Source organism: Brevundimonas sp. MF30-B (assembly GCF_004683885.1).
Lineage (GTDB): Bacteria > Pseudomonadota > Alphaproteobacteria > Caulobacterales > Caulobacteraceae > Brevundimonas.
Map to the genome: position 1 here is coordinate 1107642 of NZ_CP038440.1, position 23258 is coordinate 1130899.

At 67.5% G+C, this 23258-nt stretch carries 23 protein-coding genes; 9 read left to right on the plus strand and 14 right to left on the minus strand.

The genetic code is table 11. The annotated features are described in order from the left end of the window. Positions 1–525 carry an SRPBCC family protein gene (locus E4M01_RS05575; protein WP_135061838.1) on the minus strand — a complete coding sequence of 175 codons (525 nt, stop codon included), beginning with the start codon at positions 523–525 and terminating at the stop codon, positions 1–3. A gap of 198 nt (positions 526–723) precedes the next feature. Between E4M01_RS05575 and E4M01_RS05580 the strand changes: the two genes are divergently transcribed. Further along, on the plus strand, positions 724–2169 hold the full coding sequence (locus E4M01_RS05580) for an AMP nucleosidase (protein ID WP_135061837.1): 1446 nt from the start codon (positions 724–726) through the stop codon (positions 2167–2169). Between the two features lie 21 nt (positions 2170–2190). On the opposite strand, the gene E4M01_RS05585 is transcribed toward E4M01_RS05580, so the two are convergent. After that, complete coding sequence (locus E4M01_RS05585) at positions 2191–2973, minus strand: cyclopropane-fatty-acyl-phospholipid synthase family protein (RefSeq protein ID WP_135280318.1); 783 nt, start codon at positions 2971–2973, stop codon at positions 2191–2193. Between the two features lie 64 nt (positions 2974–3037). Here E4M01_RS05585 and E4M01_RS05590 point away from each other — a divergent pair, with 64 nt between their 5' ends. The 4 genes from E4M01_RS05590 to E4M01_RS05605 are packed head-to-tail and all read left to right on the plus strand — an operon-like array spanning position 3038 to position 6099. Next, positions 3038–3667: a hypothetical protein gene (locus E4M01_RS05590; protein WP_135061835.1), complete on the plus strand. Its 630-nt coding sequence runs from the start codon at positions 3038–3040 to the stop codon at positions 3665–3667. 2 nt (positions 3668–3669) lie between these two features. Beyond that, positions 3670–3972: a transcriptional regulator gene (locus E4M01_RS05595; RefSeq protein WP_135061834.1), complete on the plus strand. Its 303-nt coding sequence runs from the start codon at positions 3670–3672 to the stop codon at positions 3970–3972. A 37-nt stretch (positions 3973–4009) separates the two neighbouring features. Continuing rightward, a complete protein-coding gene (locus E4M01_RS05600; RefSeq protein WP_135061833.1) occupies positions 4010–4789 on the plus strand; it encodes a tyrosine-protein phosphatase in 780 nt (259 codons plus the stop codon). Further along, positions 4786–6099, plus strand: coding sequence for an anthranilate synthase component I family protein (locus tag E4M01_RS05605; RefSeq protein ID WP_135061832.1), 1314 nt, complete (start codon positions 4786–4788; stop codon positions 6097–6099). Before E4M01_RS05600 ends, E4M01_RS05605 begins: the two co-directional genes overlap by 4 nt. Here E4M01_RS05605 and E4M01_RS05610 read toward each other — a convergent pair. From E4M01_RS05610 to E4M01_RS05645, 8 genes are all read right to left on the minus strand, one after another. After that, a complete protein-coding gene (locus E4M01_RS05610) occupies positions 6087–6620 on the minus strand; it encodes a TadE/TadG family type IV pilus assembly protein (protein ID WP_135061831.1) in 534 nt (177 codons plus the stop codon). The two genes, E4M01_RS05605 and E4M01_RS05610, sit on opposite strands and share 13 nt — an antisense overlap. After that, positions 6617–7171: a TadE/TadG family type IV pilus assembly protein gene (locus tag E4M01_RS05615; RefSeq protein ID WP_135061830.1), complete on the minus strand. Its 555-nt coding sequence runs from the start codon at positions 7169–7171 to the stop codon at positions 6617–6619. Before E4M01_RS05615 ends, E4M01_RS05610 begins: the two co-directional genes overlap by 4 nt. 7 nt (positions 7172–7178) lie before the next feature. After that, on the minus strand, positions 7179–7586 hold the full coding sequence (locus E4M01_RS05620; protein WP_135061829.1) for a pilus assembly protein N-terminal domain-containing protein: 408 nt from the start codon (positions 7584–7586) through the stop codon (positions 7179–7181). Between the two features lie 113 nt (positions 7587–7699). Continuing rightward, entirely contained in the window at positions 7700–8374 is a 675-nt protein-coding gene (scpB, locus tag E4M01_RS05625; RefSeq protein ID WP_135061828.1) for an SMC-Scp complex subunit ScpB, read from the minus strand. Beyond that, positions 8371–9207 (minus strand): ScpA family protein, encoded by an 837-nt coding sequence (locus E4M01_RS05630; protein WP_135061827.1) that lies wholly within the window; start codon positions 9205–9207, stop codon positions 8371–8373. The genes scpB and E4M01_RS05630 overlap by 4 nt, the downstream gene beginning before the upstream one ends. A 2-nt stretch (positions 9208–9209) precedes the next feature. Continuing rightward, positions 9210–10256 carry a beta-N-acetylhexosaminidase gene (nagZ, locus tag E4M01_RS05635; RefSeq protein WP_135061826.1) on the minus strand — a complete coding sequence of 349 codons (1047 nt, stop codon included), beginning with the start codon at positions 10254–10256 and terminating at the stop codon, positions 9210–9212. Positions 10257–10260: 4 nt separating this feature from the next. After that, the gene (locus tag E4M01_RS05640) at positions 10261–11031 is read right to left on the minus strand and encodes an SPOR domain-containing protein (RefSeq protein ID WP_135061825.1); all 771 of its coding nucleotides are present in this window, start codon (positions 11029–11031) and stop codon (positions 10261–10263) included. 78 nt (positions 11032–11109) lie between these two features. Continuing rightward, positions 11110–12288: a deoxyguanosinetriphosphate triphosphohydrolase gene (locus tag E4M01_RS05645; protein ID WP_245158160.1), complete on the minus strand. Its 1179-nt coding sequence runs from the start codon at positions 12286–12288 to the stop codon at positions 11110–11112. A gap of 106 nt (positions 12289–12394) precedes the next feature. Here E4M01_RS05645 and erpA point away from each other — a divergent pair, with 106 nt between their 5' ends. Continuing rightward, positions 12395–12736, plus strand: a complete 342-nt coding sequence (gene erpA, locus E4M01_RS05650) for an iron-sulfur cluster insertion protein ErpA (protein WP_245158206.1) — start codon at positions 12395–12397, stop codon at positions 12734–12736. A gap of 119 nt (positions 12737–12855) precedes the next feature. Here the strand turns inward: erpA and E4M01_RS05655 are convergent, their stop codons facing one another. The 4 genes from E4M01_RS05655 to E4M01_RS05670 form a co-directional block, all read right to left on the minus strand. Then, positions 12856–13761: a cobalamin biosynthesis protein CbiG gene (locus E4M01_RS05655; protein ID WP_135061822.1), complete on the minus strand. Its 906-nt coding sequence runs from the start codon at positions 13759–13761 to the stop codon at positions 12856–12858. A 72-nt stretch (positions 13762–13833) separates the two neighbouring features. Continuing rightward, a complete protein-coding gene (locus E4M01_RS05660; protein ID WP_135061821.1) occupies positions 13834–14349 on the minus strand; it encodes a hypothetical protein in 516 nt (171 codons plus the stop codon). Positions 14350–14352: 3 nt separating this feature from the next. Beyond that, positions 14353–15150: an exodeoxyribonuclease III gene (gene xth, locus E4M01_RS05665; protein ID WP_135061820.1), complete on the minus strand. Its 798-nt coding sequence runs from the start codon at positions 15148–15150 to the stop codon at positions 14353–14355. Between the two features lie 94 nt (positions 15151–15244). Further along, positions 15245–16171 (minus strand): hypothetical protein, encoded by a 927-nt coding sequence (locus tag E4M01_RS05670; RefSeq protein ID WP_245158159.1) that lies wholly within the window; start codon positions 16169–16171, stop codon positions 15245–15247. Between the two features lie 400 nt (positions 16172–16571). Between E4M01_RS05670 and E4M01_RS05675 the strand changes: the two genes are divergently transcribed. The 3 genes from E4M01_RS05675 to lpxC all read left to right on the plus strand — a co-directional run bounded on the left by E4M01_RS05675 (position 16572) and on the right by lpxC (position 23204). Then, on the plus strand, positions 16572–20276 hold the full coding sequence (locus E4M01_RS05675) for a TonB-dependent receptor domain-containing protein (RefSeq protein WP_167765255.1): 3705 nt from the start codon (positions 16572–16574) through the stop codon (positions 20274–20276). A gap of 255 nt (positions 20277–20531) precedes the next feature. After that, on the plus strand, positions 20532–22112 hold the full coding sequence (ftsZ, locus tag E4M01_RS05680; RefSeq protein WP_135061818.1) for a cell division protein FtsZ: 1581 nt from the start codon (positions 20532–20534) through the stop codon (positions 22110–22112). A gap of 192 nt (positions 22113–22304) precedes the next feature. Continuing rightward, positions 22305–23204, plus strand: a complete 900-nt coding sequence (gene lpxC / locus E4M01_RS05685; protein WP_135061817.1) for a UDP-3-O-acyl-N-acetylglucosamine deacetylase — start codon at positions 22305–22307, stop codon at positions 23202–23204. Positions 23205–23258: the final 54 nt, after the last annotated feature.

The window sequence follows — 23258 nt, forward strand, 5'->3', positions numbered from 1 at the left end:
TCAGGGCGCTTCGGCTCTGATCCCGAGGGCCTGAATCTGGGCTGAAAGCACGGCATCCACCGGCGCCGCCCAGGCCTGCAGCCCGCCTTCGGCGAAACCGCCGACGGAATAGGTCCATTCCAGCGAGGTTCCAGTCTCGGTCGGTGTCAGGACAATGTCCAACGCTCCCGAGACGCCCAAGGTGTTCAGAGGACCCAGAGCCCCGTGCAGCACCAGCCTTCGTTCCGGCTGGACCATGGCCACGCTGAGGTGTCGCGCGCCGCCGCCATCTTGAGCAACTTCGCACCAGCACCCACCCGGCGTCGCGTCCAGGGTCAGTCGAGACCCGGCGAACCAGCGATGGGAGCGGCTCCACCAATCGTCAGGGTGGACCAGCGCCGTCCAGACCCTTGCGGGAGAGGCCGCAATCACGATTGACCCGCCGATCTTGAACCCACCCGCGTCGGCGACGCGGACATCGGCCACGGCCGGAGCGGCGAGGGACAGGACGAGTGTCGACAAAATGATGGGCGCGGGTCTGAACACGGGTGCCTCCTATCTTCAGGAAGCGGGCTGCGGGCCAGACCGTCAAGCCGTCTTATCCAGGTCACCAAGCTTCGCTAGAGATGGAGGTCGGGCCGGCCGCGGTTTCGCACTTGAATGCGGAAGGGTCGCCGCAGCATCAATTCGGAGCATTTGACTGGCTGCGGATTGATCCGAGACGATAATGGTCTAGAGGAGGCCATGACAGAACTGATGACAGCCGAGGCGGCGCTGGACCGCCTGCAAACCCTTTATGATGACGCCGTGGCCAATCTGCGCCGGGCGGTGAAGATCTTCCTGGACACCGGTCAGCGCGCCGACCCCCAGGCCCGGGCCAAGGGCCTCTTCTCCTATCCCCAACTGAAGATCAGCTGGTTCGGCGAGCGGCCGGCCAATCTGGAGACGCGGGCCTATGCCCGCCTGTCGCGGCCGGGCGTCTATTCGACCACGGTGACGCGGCCGGACCTGTTCCGACCCTATCTGATCGAACAGCTGACCCTGCTTCAGCAGGACTATGGCGCGACCTTCGAGGTCGAGCCGTCCGAGCAGGAAATTCCCTTCCCCTATGTGCTGGACGGCTCCGACGTGGCGCTGGACCGATCGCAAACCGCCTCGATCGCCCGGTATTTCCCGACGACGGATCTGGCGCATATCGGCGACGAGATCTCCGACGGCCTGTTCGACCTGGGCGAGGATTTCCCCCTGTCGCAGTTTGACGGCCTGCGCACCGACTTCTCGCTGGCGCGGCTGAAGCACTACACCGGCACGCCGGTCGACGATGTGCAGAGCTACATCCTGTTCACCAACTACAACCGCTATGTCGACGAGTTCGTGCGCTGGGCCATCGAACAGGTGCGCGATCCCGACAGCCCGTATCAGACCCTGTCGTGCGCGGGCGGACTGGTGATCACCGCCGAGACGGCGGACCCGCAGACGGCCATCTCGGACTCGGCCTGGAAGAAGCACCAGATGCCGGCCTATCACCTGACCGCGCCGGGCGCCGAGGGCATCACCCTGGTCAACATCGGCGTGGGCCCGTCCAACGCCAAGACCATCTGCGACCACCTGGCGGTCACGCGCCCGCACGTCTGGATGATGATCGGCCACTGCGGCGGCCTGCGTCCCAGCCAGACCATCGGCGACTATGTTCTGGCCCACGCCTATCTGCGCGACGACCACGTGCTCGACGCTGTGCTGCCGCCGGACATTCCGATCCCCTCGATCGCAGAGGTCCAGCGCGCGCTGTACGACGCCTCCAAGATCGTGTCCGGGGCGCCGGGCGAAGAGGTCAAGCGGCGCCTGCGCACCGGCACCGTGGTCACCACGGACGACCGGAACTGGGAGCTGCGCTATTCCAAGTCGGCGCTGCGATTCAACCAGAGCCGGGCTGTCGCAATCGACATGGAAAGCGCCACCATCGCCGCCCAGGGCTATCGTTTCCGCGTGCCCTACGGGACGCTGCTGTGCGTCTCGGACAAGCCGCTGCATGGAGAGATCAAGCTGCCGGGTCAGGCCAACCGCTTCTACGAGGGCTCGATCTCCGAGCATTTGCAGATCGGCATCCGGGCCGTGGACCTGCTGCGCCAGGAGGGGTCGCGTCTGCATTCCCGCAAGCTGCGCGCCTTCGACGAGCCGCCGTTCAGATAAGGCGGCGGGGCGGGCGTCGCCTCAGCGGCTGCGCAGCAGATACAGGCCGAAGCCGAAATAGGGTCGGCCGAACTCGAACAGGGCGCGGATCCGGTCGGCGGTCGCCTGCACGCGCGGCGTGGCCTCGTCGTCGGGATGGGTTTCCAGCCAAGCGCTGACGGCTTGATCCATGGCGGCGATGTAGCGGGCCCAGGTTTCGTCCGATGACATGACGGCGCTGACGACGTCCAGGCCGGCGCCCTCGGCCGCAGATCGCCAACCCTCGTCGGAGGCGTAGGTGTTGGTCAGCTCCACGATCTGGCGGAGCGGGTCAGGCGGCGAGGCCGTCCAGACCAGATCGCCCCACAGCAGCCAGCCGCCCGGCGCCAGGCCTCGGCGCAGACCGCGGAACACGTCGGCGGGGTCCAGGCGGCCGTCCCCGACAGGGTCGGTCGCGCCGATGGCGGCGATCAGGTCAAAAGGCGCGTGAGTCTCCAGCGTCTCTCCTGACCGACCCTGGTTCAGGGCGACGCGCGCCGAGGCCGGAGAGGCGCCGATTCGCGCCTGGGCCAGTGCGACCATGGCGGGATCCAATTCGATGGCCGTGACGTCCAACCCGAACCTTTCGGCCAGCCGAACGGCGATCGCGCCGTTGCCGCACCCGATGTCCAGGGCGCGTCTTCCTGCCGGGAGGCCGGTCTGGGCCACCGCCTGATCGACCGAGGACATCTCCAGGGCGTTGCAAGCGTCGAGCGCCGCATAGGCTATGCTGTGGAAGCTGGTGCGCATGTCCGACGCATAGGCAAGGCCAACAGATGTGTCCAAACAAATCGCTTTACAACGCAAAGTACTTGATGCAATGTTGCGCCATCAACGACGGGAGGTCGACATGGCTGCTCACCAAACAGCGCCCCAAGCGCAAGACGACATCGCCTACATCCGCGCCCTGGCTCAGGAGGGGCGCCACGCTCCGCCTCTGAACGGGCCTTTCCTGGTGACTGCGGCGGTGATTTTCGGCGGCGCCAGTGTGGCGCAGTGGGCGATCCAGAGCGGCTTGGTCGACGTCAACCCCTGGGCTCAGCTGTGGGTCTGGTTGGCGGCGGGCGCCGCCTTCGCCGTCGCCTTGGTCTTCCTGATCCGCAATGTGAAGACCAAGCCGGGAGCCAGCACAGTGCGCAACGAGGCCATAGGCGTGGCCTGGTCCGGCGTGGGCTATCTGATCTTCACGGTCTGGCTGTCGATGATGGCCGTGGGCTTCTCCACCGGCGATTGGACGCCGATGCGCCTGATGCCGTCCCTGGTGTTCGCCGCCTACGGAACCGCTTGGCTGGTCGCCGCCGCCATGAGCGGTCTGAAGTGGATGAACCTGGTGGCCCTGGTTTCCTTCGGCGGCGCGGTGCTGTTCGGCGCCCTGTCTCATACGGTCTGGGTCTATCTGGTCTTCGCCGGGATGCTGATGGCTGTCGCGCTGATCCCCGGCCTGATCCTGATGCGTCAGGAACCGGCCGAGGTGATCTGAGCATGGCCGACGATTTCGACATCGGTCGCATCGATGACGTCATTCACGGTCGCGTCAGACTGGGCATCATGGCCTATCTCTCGACGGCCGGTACGGCGGACTTCAACGATCTCAAGACACGGCTGCAGGCGACGGACGGCAATCTGTCCGTCCATCTTAGGAAGCTTGAGGACGCCGGTTTCGTGGCCATAGACAAGAGCTTTCAGGGTAAGAAGCCCCTGACGCGGGCGCGCCTCACCGAGCCGGGGCGCAAGGCTTTCGTCGCCTATCTCGACGCCCTGTCCTCCCTTATGCCCACGAACTGACTTTGACGCATTGGATGCGCGGACTAAGCAGGCGGTCATGAGCGACCGCCTGCACGCCTTCGAGGCCTTGGACAATTTTCGCGACTTCGGCGGCCATCCGACGGCGGACGGCCGCCGCGTCCGCAAGGGACGGCTTTTTCGCGCGGCGCATCAGGCGCGCCTGACCGAAGGCGATTTGGCTACGCTCGGCGCGCTCGGCCTCGGCTGCGTCGTGGATCTGCGCCGCCCCGGGGAGCGCCGGGACCAGCCCAGCCGCCGGCCGCCGGACTTCGAGGGGCTGATCATCGAGGGCGGGGTCGACGACGGCGCCGAGGCGCCACACCTGGCCTTTCTGAAGTCGGGAGACCTGACCGCAGAAGCGGGCCGCCGTTTCATGACCCGGACCTACGCCTCCCTCATGTTCGATCCGGCGCACATCGACGTCTTCTCGCGATACTTTCGGCGCCTGGCCGACAGCGACCGGCCGGTGCTGATCCACTGCGCGGCGGGCAAGGACCGGACCGGGGTTCTGGCGGCCTTGACGCTCCACCTGCTCGGTGTGAAGCGCGAGCCGCTGATCGCCGACTATCTGGAGACCAATCGCGCGGTGGGCCTGGTGGGTCGCGCTCCGGCGATCGCCCTGCAGATCGAGCGAATGACCGGCCGGCGCCCATCCAACGACGCGGTCGTCGCCTTTCTGGGTGTGGACGCCGCCTATCTGGACACCGCCTTCGCGGCGGTCGAAGCTCGTCATGGCGACCTGGACGCTTATGCTGAACGGGCGCTCGGCGTGGACGACGCCTTGCGGACGCGCCTGATCGAGCGGCTGGTGGAATGAGCCTGTGGACGGCGACCGATCGGCGCCAGCTGGCTTGGCGCGATCCTCAGGCCGTGGCGGCAGGGCTGGCTCCAGCGCCCGGCGCGCTGCTGCTGATGTCCGACGGCGGTCCTCTCGGCCGATACTCCTGGCTCACGGCGCAGCCTGAACGGATCGAGATCTGCGACCGGGTCCGAGGCGATCTGTTCGCAGCCCTTCGCGATCCCCTCTGGTCCCGCGGCGTTGCAGGGCTGGCGGCCTATGACGTCGGCGCCCGCCCGGCGACAGGGGACCGGGGCGGCGGCTGGCCCGACCTGATCCTTGGCCGCTATCCCGCCTGGCTCAGGTTCGACCATCACACGCGCCGCCTGACTGCGATCGGTCACGGGATCGACGAGACAGCCGCGCGTTGCGCGCGGGCGATGGCCGAAACCTGGCTGGATCGGTCGGAACGAATGAACACAGTGCGCGCGCCCGCCGAAACCTGGCTTGAGGAGGTGTCGGCGGATGCGTACCGTCAGGCGGTCGCGCAGGTGGTGCGCCGCATCGGCGAAGGCGAGCTGTTTCAGGCCAACATCGCTCGCGCCTGGAGCGGACGACTAAAGGCCCACGCTGATCCGATCGACGCCTTCTTCAGGCTGCAGTCCGGGCGTGCATCCGCCTATGGGGCCGCTTGGCGACTGGACAACCGGGCCCTGGTCTCGAACTCGCCGGAGCTTTTCCTGACCTTCGATCCGGCTAGTCGACGCATCGAGACGCGGCCTATCAAGGGCACCCGCCCGCGACGGGCCGACGCCGCCGCCGACGCCGCCGAGGCCCACGCCCTGGCCCACAGCGCCAAGGATCGAGCCGAGAACCTCATGATCGTCGATCTGATGCGCAACGATCTGGCGCGCGTGTCTGAGCCGGGTTCGGTCACGGTCGATAGGCTTTTCGCGGTGGAGCGCTTGCCCACCGTGCACCATCTGGTCTCGACCGTTTCGGCCCGGGCGCGCGCAGAGGTCCAGGCGGCCGACCTGCTGCAGGCCGCATTTCCGCCCGGGTCGATCACAGGGGCGCCCAAGCATCAAGCCATGAAGGTGATCGCGGACCTGGAGCCGCCCCGCGGCCCGTGGTGCGGAAGCCTGTTTCACCTGGACGACGAGGGGCGGCTTGCGGCGTCGGTCCTGATCCGAACCGCCGGTTTCGAGCGCGGGGCCGACGGCTGGACCTATCGGACCCTGGCCGGCGCAGGCATCACCGCCGACAGCGACCCGCATGCGGAGGCCGACGAAACGGAGGCCAAGATTCGCGCGCTTCGCGAGGCGCTGATCGGATCCTATTCGCTGTAGGCGACCTGGTTCACGGTCCGCGGCCGCAGATAGTACCGCTGCGAAAACTTGGTCAGTCCCGGCATCAGATAGTTGGCCGGGGATCTGTAGTTGTAGGTGGCTTCAGCCATGATCAGGCTTTCACCATTGCCGATGAGGCCCGTCGGTATCCCCGTTACGACGAAGTTGCGTTCGAGCGCGTCCTCCCCCGACCCGCGGCTCCAGTCGACCTTGGCCACCCCCGAGGAGTCTCGAGTCACGCTGCTGACCCGCTGGGTCAGACCGCTCGCGGTGAAGGGGCGCATGATGAGGGCGCCGATGCTGAAAATGTCATCCACCTGGGCGCCGGTCACGGAATCCGACTGAGCCACGAGGTCGGCGACCTGCGACGCCACGTGCCCCATGCGCTTCTGCGCCATATAGCCCTGGCAGAATTCGACTAGGCCGAAATAGAAGAAGACCATGATCGGGGCCAGGAGAGCGAACTCTACGGCCGACAGGCCTCTCTGATCTCGTCGCAGGCGGCGAAGCAGGGCGGTCATGGGTTGGTTCCCGTTCCCCAGCCCCAAGGCTCGTTGCGGAAGGCGGTGGTGGCCGTCAGCATGGCCTTGCCGTTGTTGAGGCGAGATAGGCCCTGCGAGAGAAAAGGAGTGACGAGCGGCTGCTGGTACCAGGCCCGCACCACCATCAGGCTGCCCGGCTGGCCGTTGGCGTAGGTCATCTGGCTGGTGTCGAAGGTTCCACCCGCCATGGGATCCGGCAGAACGGGATTGCCGAAGCGCGGCACCTCGCGCACATCCACCTGGGCGCGGCCCTCGCAGTCTCCGGCGAAGATGCTCATCCTGCCGCACATCTCGGCCTTGAAAGCCGCCTGATCGAAGTTGCGGGTCGACGCCTGTCCGGTCCGCACCAGCCGCGCCGTCTCGAGCGTCGCGTTCTCCAGCAGCGAACTTGTCACGAACACCATCCCAATCTCGAAGATGGCGAACATCATGAAGAAGAACGGCAGGGCGACGATGCCGAACTCAACGGCGGCCGCCCCCTCGCGTCGGTTGCGCCCGGTCGATCGACGGCTCTTCATCACCCGACGCATCTACGGCTCAGGGGGCCTCTGAGCCGACGCCGCCGCCGGCGCGCACCGACGGCGCGCACGACGATCCGGCGCAGGCCATTTCCGTTGCGCGGCCGCCGCGCCACACGCGGACCGCATTGTTGGCGCCCGCCGTCACCACGATCGGGCTCTGAAACACCGTCCGGCCGATCGGGTCCACGGCCACCACTTCGGTGACCCCATAGCCCTTGCCTGTGATGAAGAGCGTGTTTGCGTCCACCACCGTGACATCGGCGATCGCGGGGTTGCCCACGATGACGGAGGCGGCCGGCGCACGCAGGCTCACCCGGGTTGAACGGTCAATCTCGACGTGCACGCCGCTTGACTGGCTGGTCGCCGAGGTCGCCATGGCGCCCGCAAGGACGAGGGCGGCGGTCAGCAGTGTAACGATCTTCATCCGAATGACCCGGCTGGCGAACGCCCGTGAGGCGAACCCCCTCAGGATCGCTCGCAAAGCTCAAGAAAGTCTGAAATGCGGATCAGGCTGTCTACGCCTCTACCTGCGCGGCGTCAGGCGTCGGTCTCGGGATCCACGCTCACGAAATCCTGGGCGAACTCCGGCGCGTCTTCGGCGTCGGGCGGGGGCTCGTCGTCGCCGTCGTCGGCGCGGGCGGGGTTGGGGACTTCGAAGCCGGCGGGCAGGGACAGGTCCAGCAGGCCGGCGGTCTTCATTTCGGCGGCGCCCGGCAGATCGATCAGCGACGCCAGGCCGAAATGCTCCAGGAAATGGTCGGTGGTGCCGTAGGTTACGGGCCGGCCTGGCGTGCGGCGACGCCCGCGCAGGCGCACAAAGCCCATCTCGAGCAGCAGATCCAGGGTGCCGCGCGACATCGAGACGCCGCGCACGCTCTCGACCTCGGCGCGGGTGCAGGGCTGGTGATAGGCGATGATCGACAAGGTCTCGAGCGCGGCCTTGGACAAGCGCCGAGGCTCCTCGCGCTGATCGGTCATGAGGAAGGACAGGTCCTCGGCCGTGCGAAAGCGGAAACGCCCGGCCACCGCGTCCAGCACCACCCCGCGATCGGCATAGCGGGCCTGCAACGCGCGCACGGCGCTCTCGGCATCGGCGCCCTCCGGCAGGCGGGCGGCGATGTCGGCGAGAGACAACGGCCCGGCGGCGGCGAACAGCAGGGCCTCGACGCGACGCTCCAACTCGGCGGGATCGGGGGCGAAGGACAGGCTCATCCCGTCAGCTCCAGCGGCTGGCCCTGGCCTCGGCGTTTCAGCAGCAGTTCGGCGAAGGCCGAGGACTGGCGCATGTCCAGCGCGCCTTCCTTGACCAGCTCCAGGCTGGCCGAAAGGGTCGAGGCGACATAGCTGGCCTGGCTGGGTCCCTCGACCTCCGGCTCGATCCCGACGCTGGCTTGAGGTGCGATCTGCTCCAGCGGCGTCCAGGCGTCCAGGCGGGGCAGGCGGTCGCGCAGCCAGTCGCGTGCGGCCTCCAGCGGAAAGGCCTCGACCCGCTGGCCGGGGGCGTAATGGCGGGCCTGTTCGCGGCGGCGCTGGGTCACATAGGCGGCCATCAGGTCGTACAGGCTGGCGTCGATCTGATCCGACGGGATCACCACCGTCGCCTCGGGGTCGCCGCGCGTGAAGACGTCGCGCTTCAGCTGGGGCCGCTCCATCAGGGCGTCGACCGAGCGGCGCATGGCTTCCAGCTTCTGCAGGCGGAAGGCGAGGGCGGCGGCCATCTCTTCGGCCGGGGGCTCTTCGGCCTGGGCCTTTTCGGTGCGGGGCAAAAGCAGGCGCGACTTCAGATAGGCCAGCCACGACGCCATCACGAGGTAGTCGGCCGCCAGGGCGAAGTTAAGCCGCCGCGCCTCGTGCACGAAGGCCAGATACTGTTCGGCCAGGCGCGTGATGGACAGCTTCAGCAGATCGACCTTCTGGGTGCGGGCGAGGGCCAGCAGGACGTGCAGCGGCCCTTCATACCCATCCAGATCCACCACGAACGCCTCGCGCGCATCGACTTCCTCTACGGCGGAGAAGTTCAGCGTGGGCTGAAAGGCGTCGGTCATGCTCAGGCCTGGGCCTCGCCCACGTCTGGGCCTCGGGCGGCGTCAAGCCGGCCCGCCAGCAGCGCGTCGAAGCGGGCGCGGGCCTCCGGCAGGTCCAGCGGCTCGGGCGTATGGACAATGCGCGACAGGGCAGTGGCGGCGCGAGCGGCGGCCTTGCCCTTCAGGCGCCCCACGCCAGAGGCGACCTGCTGCATCTCGGCCATGTCGCCGGTCCAGTGGACGACGAGGTCGCAGCCGGCCTTCAGCGACTGACTGGCCCGCTCTTCAAGCGTGCCGGACAGGGCGTTCATGCACAGGTCGTCGGACAGCAGCAGGCCGTTGAAGCCCAGGCGCTCGCGGATGAGGCGGATCGCCGTCTTCGACTGGGTGGCCGGACGTTTCGGGTCGATGGCGTCGAAGACGATGTGGGCGGTCATGCCGATGGGCATGTCGGACAGGGCCTTGAAGGGGGCGAAGTCCCAGGCGTCGAGCGCGTCCAGATCGGCGTCGACGACCGGCAGCTCCTTGTGGCTGTCGGCGAAGGCGCGGCCGTGGCCGGGCATGTGCTTGATGACCGGCAGGACCCCGCCGGCCAGCAGGCCCTCGGCCACCGCGCGGCCCATCCGGGCCACCATCGCGGGATCGCGGGCATAGGCGCGGTCGCCGATGATGTCGTGGGCGCCGGGCGTGGGCACGTCCAGCACAGGGACGCAGTCGACGTCGATGCCCACGGCCTTGAGATCATGCGCCATCAGCCGGCCGGACAGCCGGGCCAGCTCGCGCGCGGTAAAGGGATCGTTGGCCGCCTTCAGATAGGCGTCGCCCGGCGGATACTTCGGCCAGTGGGGCGGCCCCAGCCGCTGGACGCGGCCGCCTTCCTGATCGACCAGGACGGGCGCGCGCCAGCCGACGCTGTCGCGCAGGGCCTCGGTCAGGCGCAGAACCTGCTCGGGGCTTTCGACGTTGCGCCGAAACAGGATGAAGCCCCAGGGCCGCACATCCGAAAAGAACGCGCGCTCGGCCTCGGTCAGAACCGGACCCGAGCAGGCGTAGATGGCGGCGCTGGTCAAACCCCTACCGCACCAGGCAGTCGCGGCCGGCGGCCTTGAGCGCGTTGCAGAAGGCGGTGGCGCGCTCGCGGCTGAGGCCGGTGAAGGTGGTGCGATAGACGGTCGAGCCCGACGAAGTGGTGACCTCCTGCACGCGCTTCTCGGCGCCGCGCGCGAACTCGGGGAAGCGGGCGGCGACCGTGGCGTATTCGCGATCCGCGATGGCGGTCGAGGAAAAGGCGCCGATCTGCACCGCCGAGGCGCCGCCGGCCGCTGCGGGCGGGGTCGCCGGCGCGGGAGTCGGGGTGGCGGGCGCCGGACGGGCGGGGGCAGGCGCGGCGGGCGCGGGCGCCGCCGGGGCCAGGCCGCCGCCGGTCACGGGCGGATTGGCGGGCAGGGGCTGGGGTTCGGGGCGCGGCTGGGGCGCTTCGGGTCCGGGGGTGAAGGTGGGGGCGGCGTCGGTCGGCTCGCCGGCGTCGCGATAGACGCGGATGTCGGCCTCTGGGTCGACCGGCTGGGCGTCGATGGGGGCCTCGACCTTCATCTCACCAACGGGCGAGCCGACGGCTGCGGGCGCGTCGGTGGAGGAGCGCACGCCCGAGCGATAGAAGACCACCACGGCCACGATGAGCAGCAGCAGCACCACGGCGCTGACGATCAGGGTCACGGGCGGGGCCTTGGACGCCGGGCCGCGCCGCGCGTCGAAATCGCCGCGGCGGAAGGGCAGGTCGTCGTCGGTCGGCGGCGTATAGGCGCCCCGGTCGCGGTTGTAGCGGTCGTCGTCGTGGTGGGACATCGGGGCTCTCGCACATAGGCCCGGCCGCGAATCGTCGCGCCGGCCGTCCAGTCTAACCCGCCCCCGCGGTTCTACGAATCACAGATCGCGATGCAGGTCGAGGCGGAACAGCCGCCCATGCTCCTCAATGGCGAAGCCGTCGGTCATGCCGGCGATGTAGTCGCACACCGCGCGCGCCTTGCGCACCGGGTCGTCGGCCACCGCGCGGGCGGCCCATTCGGGCGGCAGCACGCCGGGATCGGCCAGGAACAGGTCGAACATCTCGGCCAGACGTCGCCGCGCCTGACTGCGCATCCGATTGACCCGATAGTGGCGGTACATCCGCTGATGCAGGAAGGCCCGCAGCACGCCCAGGTCGGCCATCATGGCGTCCGAGAACTGCACCAGAGTGCGCGGGGCGGCCCGCACGGCCTCGGGCGAGGCGATGTCGTGCTCGGCGATCCGACGGGTGGTCTCGGCCAAGACGTCGTCGATCATGACGCCGATCATGCGCCGCACGGCCTCCATACGGGTCATGCGCCCGTCGATCTCAGGCCAGTCGCGCCGCACTTGGGCCAGCACCGGCCCGATCAGCGGCAGGTCGGCCAGGTCGTCCAGGGTGAACAGGCCCGCCTGCACCCCGTCGTCCACGTCGTGGTTGTTGTAGGCGATGTCGTCGGCGATGGCGGCGACCTGGGCCTCGAGCGAGGCGAAGGTGTCCAGCCGCAGGTCCCAGCCCTCGGCGTATTCGGCGATGGCGCGCCAGGCCGGCTCGTCCAGACGGTGGGCCACGGGACCATTGTGCTTGATGACCCCCTCGACCGTCTCCCAGCTGAGGTTCAGGCCGTCGAAGGCCGGATAGCGGTTCTCCAGCTTGGTGACGACGCGGAACGTCTGGACGTTGTGGTCGAAGCCGCCCCAGTCCGCCATGCGCGCCTGCAGCTCGTCCTCGCCCGCGTGACCGAACGGCGGATGGCCCAGGTCGTGCGCCAGGGCGACGGTCTCGGCCAGGTCCAGGTCCAGGCGCAGCGCATGGGCCAGCGACCGCGCGATCTGCGCCACCTCCAGCGAATGGGTCAGGCGGGTGCGGTAATGGTCGCCTTCATGCGCGACGAAGACCTGCGTCTTGCCCTTCAGCCGGCGAAAGGCGGTGCAGTGGATGATGCGGTCGCGGTCGCGCGCGAAGGGGGTGCGGGTGCGGCTGGCGCCCTCTGGAAAGCGACGCCCGCGCGTGGCGTCGGGACGTTCGGCGTAAGGGGCGCGGTCGGGCTGGCTCAAGTGATCGGGCCTGAATGGTCGCGGACCCTTTGCGAACGCCCGCGCCGCCCTCATATAGAGCCCCGTGAGCAGCGTCCAATCCGCCCCGTCCGAACTGAAGCTGACGATCGCCCCGCGATCGCCCGAGGGCATCGTGCTCGCCGACAGCGCCGCGCGCCGGCTGGACGCCCTGTCCCAGGCCGAGGGCCGCGAGCTGATGCTGCGCGTCGCGGTCGACGGCGGCGGCTGTTCGGGCTTCCAGTATCGGATGGAGCTGATCGAGGCGGCGGACGCCGACGATCTGGTGATCCAAGCCCACGGCCGCGCCCTCGTGGTCGATCCGGTGTCCGTGCCGTTCCTCAAGGGGTCGGAAGTCGCCTATGTCGACGAACTGGCCGGGGCGCAGTTCGTGGTCCGCAACCCCAACGCCGCCTCCAGCTGCGGCTGCGGCGTCAGCTTCTCGATCTGACGCAGGCGGCTTTTGGCCGTCATGCTCGGACTTGATCCGAGCATCCAGGCGTTCGGACCTCACCGGCGACGGAGCTGGATCGTCGGATCAAGTCCGACGATGACGGCTTCAGGGGCGGCCTAGGCCCCCAGGATCCAGCCCTCTTCGCCTTCAACGCGGGCGATCAGGGCCTCGTCGGCGCCCTTCGGCGGAGCGAAGGCCTGAGCCAGGGCGCCGGTCTCGTCCATGCGGGCGAAAGCCTCCGCCGTCGTGCGCACCTGGGCCTGGTCCTTGAACTCGCCCGGCTGGGGCTTGGTGTCGAACATCGAGGGCCAGACCTCGACCACCAGGGTCGACAGCGGCTCGACGTCGGCGGCGTCCAGCGCACGCCAGCCGGTGCCGAAGGGCCAGACGGCGCCCGACGGGCCTAGTGTCTCCAGCAGGCGGCGCACCATGGGCACGCCGACCAGGGTCTGACCGCCAACCGCGCCCGCGCCGTGCATCTGCCAGACGCTCTTGGGCTGCAGCCGGCCCTTGCGGGCGGCGTCTTCGGTGGCGCGGAACTCGGGGATGTCGGCGCCCGATCCGGCGGGCGGCTTGGTCGTGGTCAGCCAGCGTTGCGCCTGCTTGGCCGGCGCGCCCCAGAAGGGCCAGGGCTGATCGGTCATCAGCCGGTTCATCTTGGCGGCGACCTGATAACGGTTGTTGGTGTTGTCGACCTTGTCCACGACGTTGCCGGCCAGGAACTTCCACATCGCCTGCCACGGCGTCCCATCCAGCTTCAGCCGCTCGGCGGTGCCGGCGGGGAAGCCGAAGTTGAAGTCCAGGCCCAGCAGCACGCGGTCGCCGCGCTTGCGGTGATCGGCCAGCAGCGCCTGCAGCAGCTTTTCGCCCTCGGCGCGCGTCGCCACATTGTGCGTCTCGGCATAGAGGCGGAAGCGCACGTCGCGCTTGGCCACGCCGATCCAGACGGACTGGTCGCCCAGCTTCTTGGTTTCGGCGGCGGTCCAGTCGGCGATGATGTAGGCGTCGAAAAGGCGGGCCACGGCGGGCCTCCTCAGGCAGGCGTTACAGGAATGCCGGCCTTCTAGCCCTCTCGCGTGGCGGACGAAAGGCCGTCAGGCCTTCAGCAGGGCCTCGATGTGCGAAAGCCAGCGCCGCCCCAGTCTCAGCGCCTCGGCCGGCGAGCTGGTGGGGGCGGGGCGGTCAGCGTTCCACAGTGACAACTCGAACTCGGGATTGCGCGGATCGGCGAACATCAGGCGCAGCACCACCTGCTCGGCGTCGGGCGCCATGACATCCAGCGCCTTGCGCGCCTCGCCGCGCCGCACGCGGGCGACGACGTGGCCGTCGACGATGATCTCTCCGCCCTCGGTCTCCTCGAAGCCGTAAATCAGGCCGTTGGAGCCTCGGTCCCACAGAACGACGACCTGGCCCGCGTCGAAATCCAGAACGGCTGCTCGACCCTCGGCGGGCGAGAAGGCTTCGGTCTCGATGCGGCCGACCACGGCCTTGGTCATGGCCCGGCGCAGTCGGCGCGCCGGCTCCATCCACCAGGAAAAGGTCAGGGCGGCCGTCGTCAGCAGGGCCGCGGCCAGACCGATCAGCAGGACGGCGCGCACCGCCTCGCCCATGGCTCAGTCCTCGATCTCGATGACGACCGGGACGTGGTCGGAAGGTTTCTCCATGTCGCGGGCGTCCCGGTGGGTCTCGATGCCGCGGAACCGGTCGGCGGCCTGCGGCGACATCAGATGGTGGTCGATGCGGATGCCGTGGTCGCGCTGCCAGGCGCCGGCCTGATAGTCCCAGAAGGTGTAGGTCCCGGCCGGCTCGCCGCCGGCTTCGTGCGCGTCGGTCAGGCCCAGCCACTTCAGCGCACGCCAGGCTTGGCGGCTTTCGGGCTGGAACAGGGCGTCGCCGGTCCAGGCGTCGGGGGTCTTGGCGTCCTTGGCCTCGGGGATGACGTTATAGTCGCCGCACAGGACAAAGGCTTCCTCAAGCGCCAGCAGGTCGCGGGCGTGGGCGTTCAGCCGTTCCATCCAGCGCAGCTTGTAATCGAACTTCGCCGTGCCGATCGGATTGCCATTGGGCAGATAAAGTCCGCCGACACGGATCGGGCGCGGCGCCTCGATCACCGCCTCGATGTAGCGGGCGTGGTCATCGTCGCCCTCCAGGCCGGACTCTTCGTGGCCGGGCAGGCCGCGCCGCACGTCCGAGACCGGATGCTTGGAGAGCAGTGCGACGCCATTGTAGGTCTTCTGGCCGTGGACCTCGACATTGTAGCCCAGCGACTCGAAGGCCTCGCGCGGGAACTTCTCGTCGACGCACTTGATCTCCTGGAAGCAGGCGACGTCCGGCTGGGCCGCCTCCATCCAGGCCAGGACGGTCGGCAGGCGGGCGTTGACGGAGTTCACGTTCCAGGTGGCGATGCGCATGGCGCGGACGCTAGATCGCGTCGGCAAATGCGGCAAGCAAAAGGCCCGGCGGATCGCTCCGCCGGGCCTCGTTCATTCCGGGGGGAATGAAGCCCTAGTTCTGCTCGGTCGTCGCCGGAGCGGCGGCGACCTGGGTCAGGGTGCAGCCGCCGCCGATGCGCTGGGCGGTTTCGCAGGGATAAACCTGCTGCACGGCGGTGTCCTTGATGCGAGCGATCAGTCCGTTCCCGGCTGCGCACTTGGCTTCATAGAAGCGGCCGTTGGCGTTCTCGCCGATGAACCGCGCCTGATTGACGTCGCAGGCTGCGCCCTCTGATCCCGCAAGCATCGCCTTCACGCTGGCGGCGCCCTCCGCGGCCGTAGTGAAGCGGCAGGTGGAGTTCTGCGTGATGATTTGCAGGCACTCAGAAGCTGCGAATCCGTCTGAAACCTGCTCGACCCAATAGCCCTGAACACCGTTGCAGCCGACCTCGTACATCGCCAGTCCAGCCTCAGTGCGACCGATCGCCAAGGCCTGGTCCACTTCGCAGGGCACGCCCGCCTGACGGGCGTAGTCGGCAATAACTCGGACGATGTCCGTGTTGCTTTCCAGCGTGCATTGGGTGCCAACGTCGGCCTCCGGGTTACGCTCGCGCTCGCGGACAGCCTGGCTGGCCAGCAGCACACAGTCTGATGACTGAGGGGGCTCGGAAGCGATGATCAGGTAGCCCGGCCCCTTCGCGCAGGCGACCTCATAGTAGGGGTGTTGCTCAGCGTCGCGTCCTAGCAGGCGCGCATCGGTCACGTCGCAACCCTGCACTGCGCGCGCAGTTACCTCGCGAGCGCCCTGCAGCACATCCTCACGAGCACTTTCCACGGCTGCGGCAGCCGCCTCACGTCGAGCTCGCCCCACCCGACTTTGACCACCGCCGGAACTCGATTCCACTGCCGTGCCACCGCTGGCGTGCGCGGATTGAGGCGTTGCGCCCAAGGCTATGGCCGCTGCTGCGCTCACGGCTAGAAAGGTCAGCTTAAAACTCATGGACGAACTCCCCTCAACACCCCGGCTTCTATAGCCGCGCTCTAGACCCAGACACATGCTCCAGCCGCCCGGCGACCGCAAGCGTCACCTCAAAAGTGGTGAACTGTGTCCAGATTGTAACAACCGGGCAGGAATGTGGCGGCAGTTGGCTCCCGCGGGTTGCCTCCACCAAGCCCGTGCGGGTAACCCCAATGCACCAGCAGTGGGCAAGGTGCGCGCTGCGACGTCTATCAACCGCTAGGGGGCGCTGCTTATGCAGAGACACCGTCAGATTTTGTTTGGCACCACATTCCTCGCAGGAATGGTGGCTTTGGCTGCGCCGGCTTGGGCGCAAACTGCGCCTCAGCCGCAGACGCCTCCAGCCCAACAAGCTCAAGACCAAGCGGTCCAGGTTGAAGAAGTGGTCGTCACGGGTTCGCGCATCCCGCGTCCCCAGTACGAAGGCACGATCCCCGGCGCCCAAGTGACGCGCGACACCATTGAGGATCGCGGCTTCACCAACGCCATTCAGATCCTGAACGACATCCCGCTGGTCGGCCCTCCGGTCTCCGCGGTCTCGACCGGCACGGCGCAGCCCGCCAACCTGGGCGCCCAGTACGTCGATCTGCTGGACATTGGCTCGGCCCGCACGCTGACCCTGGTCAACGGCCGTCGCATGGTGTCGAACAACGGTGGTACGATCTTCGTGGCCGGCAACGAGCCCGGCAACCAGGTTGACGCCAGCACCATTCCGCCGGCGCTGATCGAGCGCGTCGACGTTCTGACGGTCGGCGGCGCCGCCGCCTACGGCTCGGACGCGATCGCCGGTGTGGTCAACTACATCCTGCGTGAAAACTTCGAAGGCTTCGACCTGCGTACGTCGGTGCGCGGTTACGAAGGCGGGCAGGGCGAAGTCTATTCGCTGGGCGTCACCACCGGTAAGAACTTCCTCGATGGCCGGCTGAACGTCACTCTGTCCGGCGATTTCTCGAAGACCGACGCGCTCTACGCTCGCGATTTCGACTTCCTGGCCCGCAACGACAACACCTACGCCTTCCCGATTGCGCGTCGCAATCCGGCTTACGTCCTGGGTTCGGGCGTCGGCAGCGTCTTCTTCCCCGCCAACGCCGATGGCCTCCCGCCTTCTCTGTACGTTGATAGCTTCCGGTCTCACACCGCTCTGCCCGGTGGAACGATCTGGCGCGCCAATCCCATCCGTCAGCTTCAGCCCGGCGCAACCGCGCAGGTCTGGGAAGGCGGCGCGGCGAGCACGACGCCGAACGTCAACGCTAACTTCAACCTTCTGTCCGTCGACTCCGGCGCCTGGTACTCGGGCCAGTTCTTCCCGAACCAGCCGGCGCTGTGTAATGCGGGCGCCTTCTCGGCGGCGCAGATCTCCGCCGCCGCCACGGCCAATGCTCGTGTTTGTAACTTCGCGCCCGCATCGCTGCCCGGCTCTACGGCTGCCGAACAGGCGGCCAACGCTGCTCGCGTTTTCGCCGCCTATGGCGTCACGCCCACGGCCGGTCTGACGCAAGCCCAGCTGAATCGCCTGGCGCTTGACACCTTGCAGGCGAACTTGCCGACGGCCCGCGAATACTTCCAGGCCAACCCCGGCCTTGACCCGAACCTGTTCATCGGTTCGTTCATCCAGGGTTATCCCGGTGTCGCCAGCGGCAACGCGATCCTTCCGATCCTGGCCCAGCCGCTTCGCTTCGACAGCTCGGGCAACATTGTCCAGTTCTCGACCGGAACGCTTGGCCCCAACTCGCCGGGCCAGTTCGGCAGCGCGCCGGGCAACAGCTCCGATCTGTACAATGCTACGGACCGCAACGTCTCGCGCTTTGAACAGACCCGCGCCATCGGCAACCTGAACGCTCGCTTCGACATCACCGACCGGATCACCTTCTTCACCGAGAACCTGTACTCGGACATCGAAAGCGTGAACCCGATCAACCAGCAAAGCGCGTTCAGCAGCATCGGTTCGACCGGCGTTGAAAACGGCGCGATCCTGGTCAACAGCCAGACCAACCCGTTCCTCACCGCTCAGAATCGCGCTGACCTCGCCGCTCGCGGCATCACCGGCAACTTCGTTCTGTCGACCGACTATTACTCGCTGTACGGCGAGAACAATGAAGCGATCGGCCGTTCGAAGACCTTCCGCACCGTGAACGGCCTGCGCGGCGACTTCGATGTCTGGAATCGTCGATTCACCTGGGAGCTGGCGCACTCGTACGGCGGTTCTGACTTCGAGTACCGTACGACCTGGATCAAGGACCTCGAGTTCCTGCTGGCCATCGACGCCGTCAATGACGGCGGCACCATCCGCTGCCGCAGCCAGACTGCGGCGGGCGCAGGCATCGTTGGAACGACCCTGCCGGGCATCACCAACAACGTCGTGCGCGTGCCGTTCGCGGTCGATCTGCCTACCGGCGTGACCCGTCCGGTGCCGGTGACCGGAGATGTGCCGCAAGACCAGAACTATCAGCCGGTCGTCACTCAAGCGATGGTCGATGGCTGCCGGCCGCTGAACCTCTTCGGCGACGGTCGCGCTGATCCGGCGGCTCTGAACTACATCCTGGCGGAAACCTTCATCACCAACGAAGCGCGCCAAGAGTATTTCTCGGGCGTCTTCACGGGCGAAATCTTCAAGCTTGACTCCGGTTCGGTGGCGTTCGCGCTGTCGGCCGAGAAGCGGACTGAAAGCCTGAACTACGGCGGCGACCAACTCGGCATCCTGGGACGCTCGCGTTCGGCGCCGACGGCCTTGACCGACGCCTCGATCGACACCGAAGAGTATGGTGTGGAGCTGGATATCCCGCTGGTCAGCCCCTCGATGAACATTCCGTTCGTTCACAGTCTGTCGATCAACCCGGCCTGGCGCTGGGTGAAGCAGACCGGCGAGGCGGCCTCGTTCCGTAACGCGAACGGCACTCTGGTGTCGCCGCAGTACGATGGCGACTTCGAGAACATCTACTCGATCGCCATGACCTACGCTCCGTTCCAGGATCTGACCTTCCGCGGCAACGTGTCTCGGTCGGTTCGTCAGCCGGGCATCGTGGACCTGTTCCTCGGCAGCCAGCCGGCGTTCCTGAGCAACGGTACGGACGTCTGCGGCTCCACCCAGATCGACTCGGGTCCTAATCCCGCGATCCGCCGTCGTAACTGCGAGGCGGCAGTCCGTGCGCTCAACCCGACTTCCGCCACCTTCCCGACCGGCGTTATCGATCCGTCCCTCTCGGCGGCTGAGAACGACGCCCGCGTGAGAACCTTCCTTTCGACGTTCTCCGCTGCGGTGCCGACCTTCCAGACGATCGTCGCCGGTGAGCCGGGCCTGAGCCCTGAAACCGCCAACAGCTACACCTGGGGCTTCGTGGCTCAGCCGCGCTGGGTGCCGGGACTGACCTTCTCGGCGGACTATGTGAAGGTTACAGTCAAGGGTCTGATTTCGAACCTGTTCGCCACCACCGCGAACCAGTTCTGCTTCGACTCGGAAACCTATCCAAACACGGCTCCGCAGGTGCAGGGTCTGGATCTCTGCCCCTACGTCATCCGCGACCCGCAGTTCGCCATCACCAATGGTTCGATCTCGGGCTTCTGGAACCAGGGCGGCATCCGCGTCCAGGCGCTGAACATCAACGCGGCCTACGGCTTCGATGTCAGCGAGTTGTTCGGTGACGGCACTCAGGATTGGGGTCGCGTCGGTTTGCGCACCTCGGCCTATAATCTGATCAAGTATCAGAACTCGCCGGACGGCAACTTCGGGTCGAACACCACCTTCAGCCAAGACACTCTGGCTCGTCCGGAGTGGAAGGTGCAGCTCACCGGCAACTACACCCTCGGCAAGGCCCGGATGTCGTGGACCGGCAACTGGCAGTCGGAAACCGGCGTGTTCGCTGGCAACGGCACCGTGGTTCCGACCATCGACCAGGCTCTGGTCCGCGAGCGCCGCTCCTACTGGCTGCACTCGGCGACCTTCGCCTACGATGTGACCGAGCGTGCTCGCGCTCAGCTGACGGTCGATAACGTCTTCGACACCATCTACCCGTCGTTCAACTACGAGCAGTCGTTCCAGCCGGTCAGCTTCGGCCGGACGTATCTGGGTCAGCTGATCTACCGCTTCTGATCAGACTGATAGGACTGGAAAGGGCGGCTCTTCGGAGCCGCCCTTTTTCTTTGTCGATCGACGTTCCTGGGGAAAGTCGTGGAGAATCTGCGGCCACGCTTTCCTGCACCGCTTTCATTTGGTCCGACTCAGGCTACCGGTAACCTCTCGTTAACTCCGAGCGCGCTTTTCTTAACGCGCTCATAACCAATGCGATTCGGCGGGGATTTCGCATCGGGGACTAACGGGGCAAAGGGTCGAAGGGTCGGAACTGAAATGTCGCTGTCGCTGGTCAAGCCGCAAAATACCGAATTGAAACCCCGCATCGTCGTGTTCGGCGTGGGCGGGGCCGGCGGCAACGCCGTCAACAACATGATCGACGCCGGTCTCGAAGGCGTCGAGTTCGTGGTCGCCAACACCGACGCCCAGCATCTGTCGTTCGCCAAGACCGACCGTCGCATCCAGCTGGGCGAGACGATCACCCAAGGCCTGGGCGCGGGCGCCCACCCCGAGGTCGGCATGAACGCCGCCGAGGAAAGCGCCGACGAGATCCATCAGCATCTCGAAGGCGCCCATATGATCTTCATCACCGCCGGCATGGGCGGCGGGACCGGCACGGGCGCCGCGCCGATCATCGCCAAGTGCGCGCGGGACCGCGGCATCCTGACCGTCGGCGTCGTGACCAAGCCCTTCACCTTCGAAGGCCGTCACCGCATGCGTCTGGCCGATGCGGGCATCGCCGAACTGCAGCGCTACGTCGACACCCTGATCGTCATTCCGAACCAGAACCTGTTCCGCGTCGCCAATGAGCGGACCACCTTTGCCGACGCCTTCGGCATGGCCGACCAGGTGCTGCATTCGGGCGTGCGGTCGATCACCGACCTGATGATCCTGCCGGGCCTGATCAACCTCGATTTCGCCGACGTCCGCGCCGTCATGTCCGAAATGGGCAAGGCGATGATGGGCACGGGCGAGGCCACGGGCGACGATCGCGCCCTGCTGGCGGCCCAGAACGCCATCGCCAATCCGCTGCTGGACGAAACCAGCCTGAAGGGCGCCAAGGCCGTTCTGGTGAACATCACCGGCGGCATGGACATGACCCTGCTGGAGGTCGACGAGGCGGCCAACGCCATCGCCGCGGAGGTGGACGGCGACGCCAACATCATCTTCGGCGCCGCCTTCGATCCGGCGCTGGACGGCAAGATCCGCGTCTCGGTCGTGGCCACGGGCATGGACGAGGCCGTCATCCAGAAGATCGAGCCCCAGGCCCCGGCCTTCACCGCGCGACCGGCCGCACCGACCTATTCGACCGCGCCGCGCACGCCCGAACCCACCCGCGCCGAGCCGGCCCGGATCGAGCCGGTCGCCGCCGCCCGCGCCCAGGTGCAGGCCCAGGCTCAGCCCGCTCCGGAACCCACGCAGGCCGCCCGCGCGCCGGAGCCGCAGCCCGAGCCGGTGATCCGCCCGGTCGAGCAGAGCCGGCTGGACCCGATCGTCGATCCTTGGGTCGAGGAGTATGAGGCGAATCCCCGGCCGGCCGCCCGCAGCCAGCCGGAAACCTCGCAGGGCGACCTGTATCTGGACCGCACCTCGACCCCCAGCCGCCAGGGCCCGGTCGAACCCGCGCCGCATCCCGACGACGCCTACGACGACCGCGACCATCGCAGAAGCGGCTGGAGCCTGTTCGGCCGCGGCCGTCGCAACGCCCAGCCGCAGCCGCCGACCTATGCGCCCCAGCAGCGCAGCGCCGCCCAGATGCGGCCCGCCCAATCGGCTCAGCCGGTCCAGCAGCAGGAGGCGGACCAGGCCGATGATGACCTGGAGATCCCTTCCTTTCTCAGACGACTGGCCAACTAAGCGTCAGGACTGATCCCTGATCCGCCGCCCCGGAGCCGCCGCTCCGGGGCGGTTTGCGTTTCGAGCTGCGTGTCGTCACGAAACATTCCGAAACCGAGCTTTCATTTAACCACGACGGGACAGGGGCTATGAGGGCGGCGTGGCGCACCCTGCACGTCAGAGGCGGGGGCGCGATTTCGAGAGATTGAGCCCTTGTCCCCTGTCCGCGATCATAACGAGCGCACCCTGTTCGCCCCGGCCATCTGCGCCGGCGTGGGCGTGCACACGGGCCGTCGCGTGCGTCTGGCCGTGCGTCCGGCTCCGGCAGGCACAGGCGTCGTGTTCGTGCGGACCGACATCACCGACCGCGACAACCGCATTGCGGCGACAGGCGAGGCGGTCATCGACGCGCGCCTGAACACCATGATCGAGAATGCCGACGGCGTGCGCCTGTCGACCATCGAACACCTGATGGCGGCCTTTGCGGCGCTGGGCGTGTCGAACGTGGTCGTCGAAGTGGACGGCCCTGAACTGCCGATCCTGGACGGCTCGGCCCGCCCCTTCGTCGAGCTTCTGGACCGCGCCGGCTTCCGCCGTCAGGAGGCGCCGGTCCGCTATATCGAGATCCTTAAGCCCGTGCGCGTTCAGGACGGTGACAAGTCCGCCGTGCTGCTGCCGTGCGATCGCTACGAAATGCGGTTCGAGATCGACTTCGCCTCCAAGGTCATCGGCAACCAGGTGGTGGACTTCGTCGTCGACGAACCGACCTTCCGTCGCGAGATCATGGCCGCGCGCACCTTCGGCTTCGCTCACGAGGTCGAGGCGCTGCGTCAGGTTGGGCTGGCGCGCGGCGGCAGCCTGGAGAACGCCGTGGTCATCGATGGCGACCAGATTCTGAACCCCGGAGGCCTGCGCATGGAGCGCGAGTTCGTGCGCCACAAGGCGTTGGACGCCATCGGCGACCTCTATGTGCTCGGCGCGCCCCTGCTGGGCCGTTACGAAGGCGTTCGCGCCGGCCATGCGGTCAACAACAAGCTGGTCCGCGCCCTGCTGGCCCAGCCCAAGGCCTGGCGGGAAGTCGTGCGCACGCCGCAGCTGGCGATGGCTAGCTAAGGCGGGCTTTACCCGCAGCCGCTAAGGCTTGAATCATGTCCGGCTTCACAGACA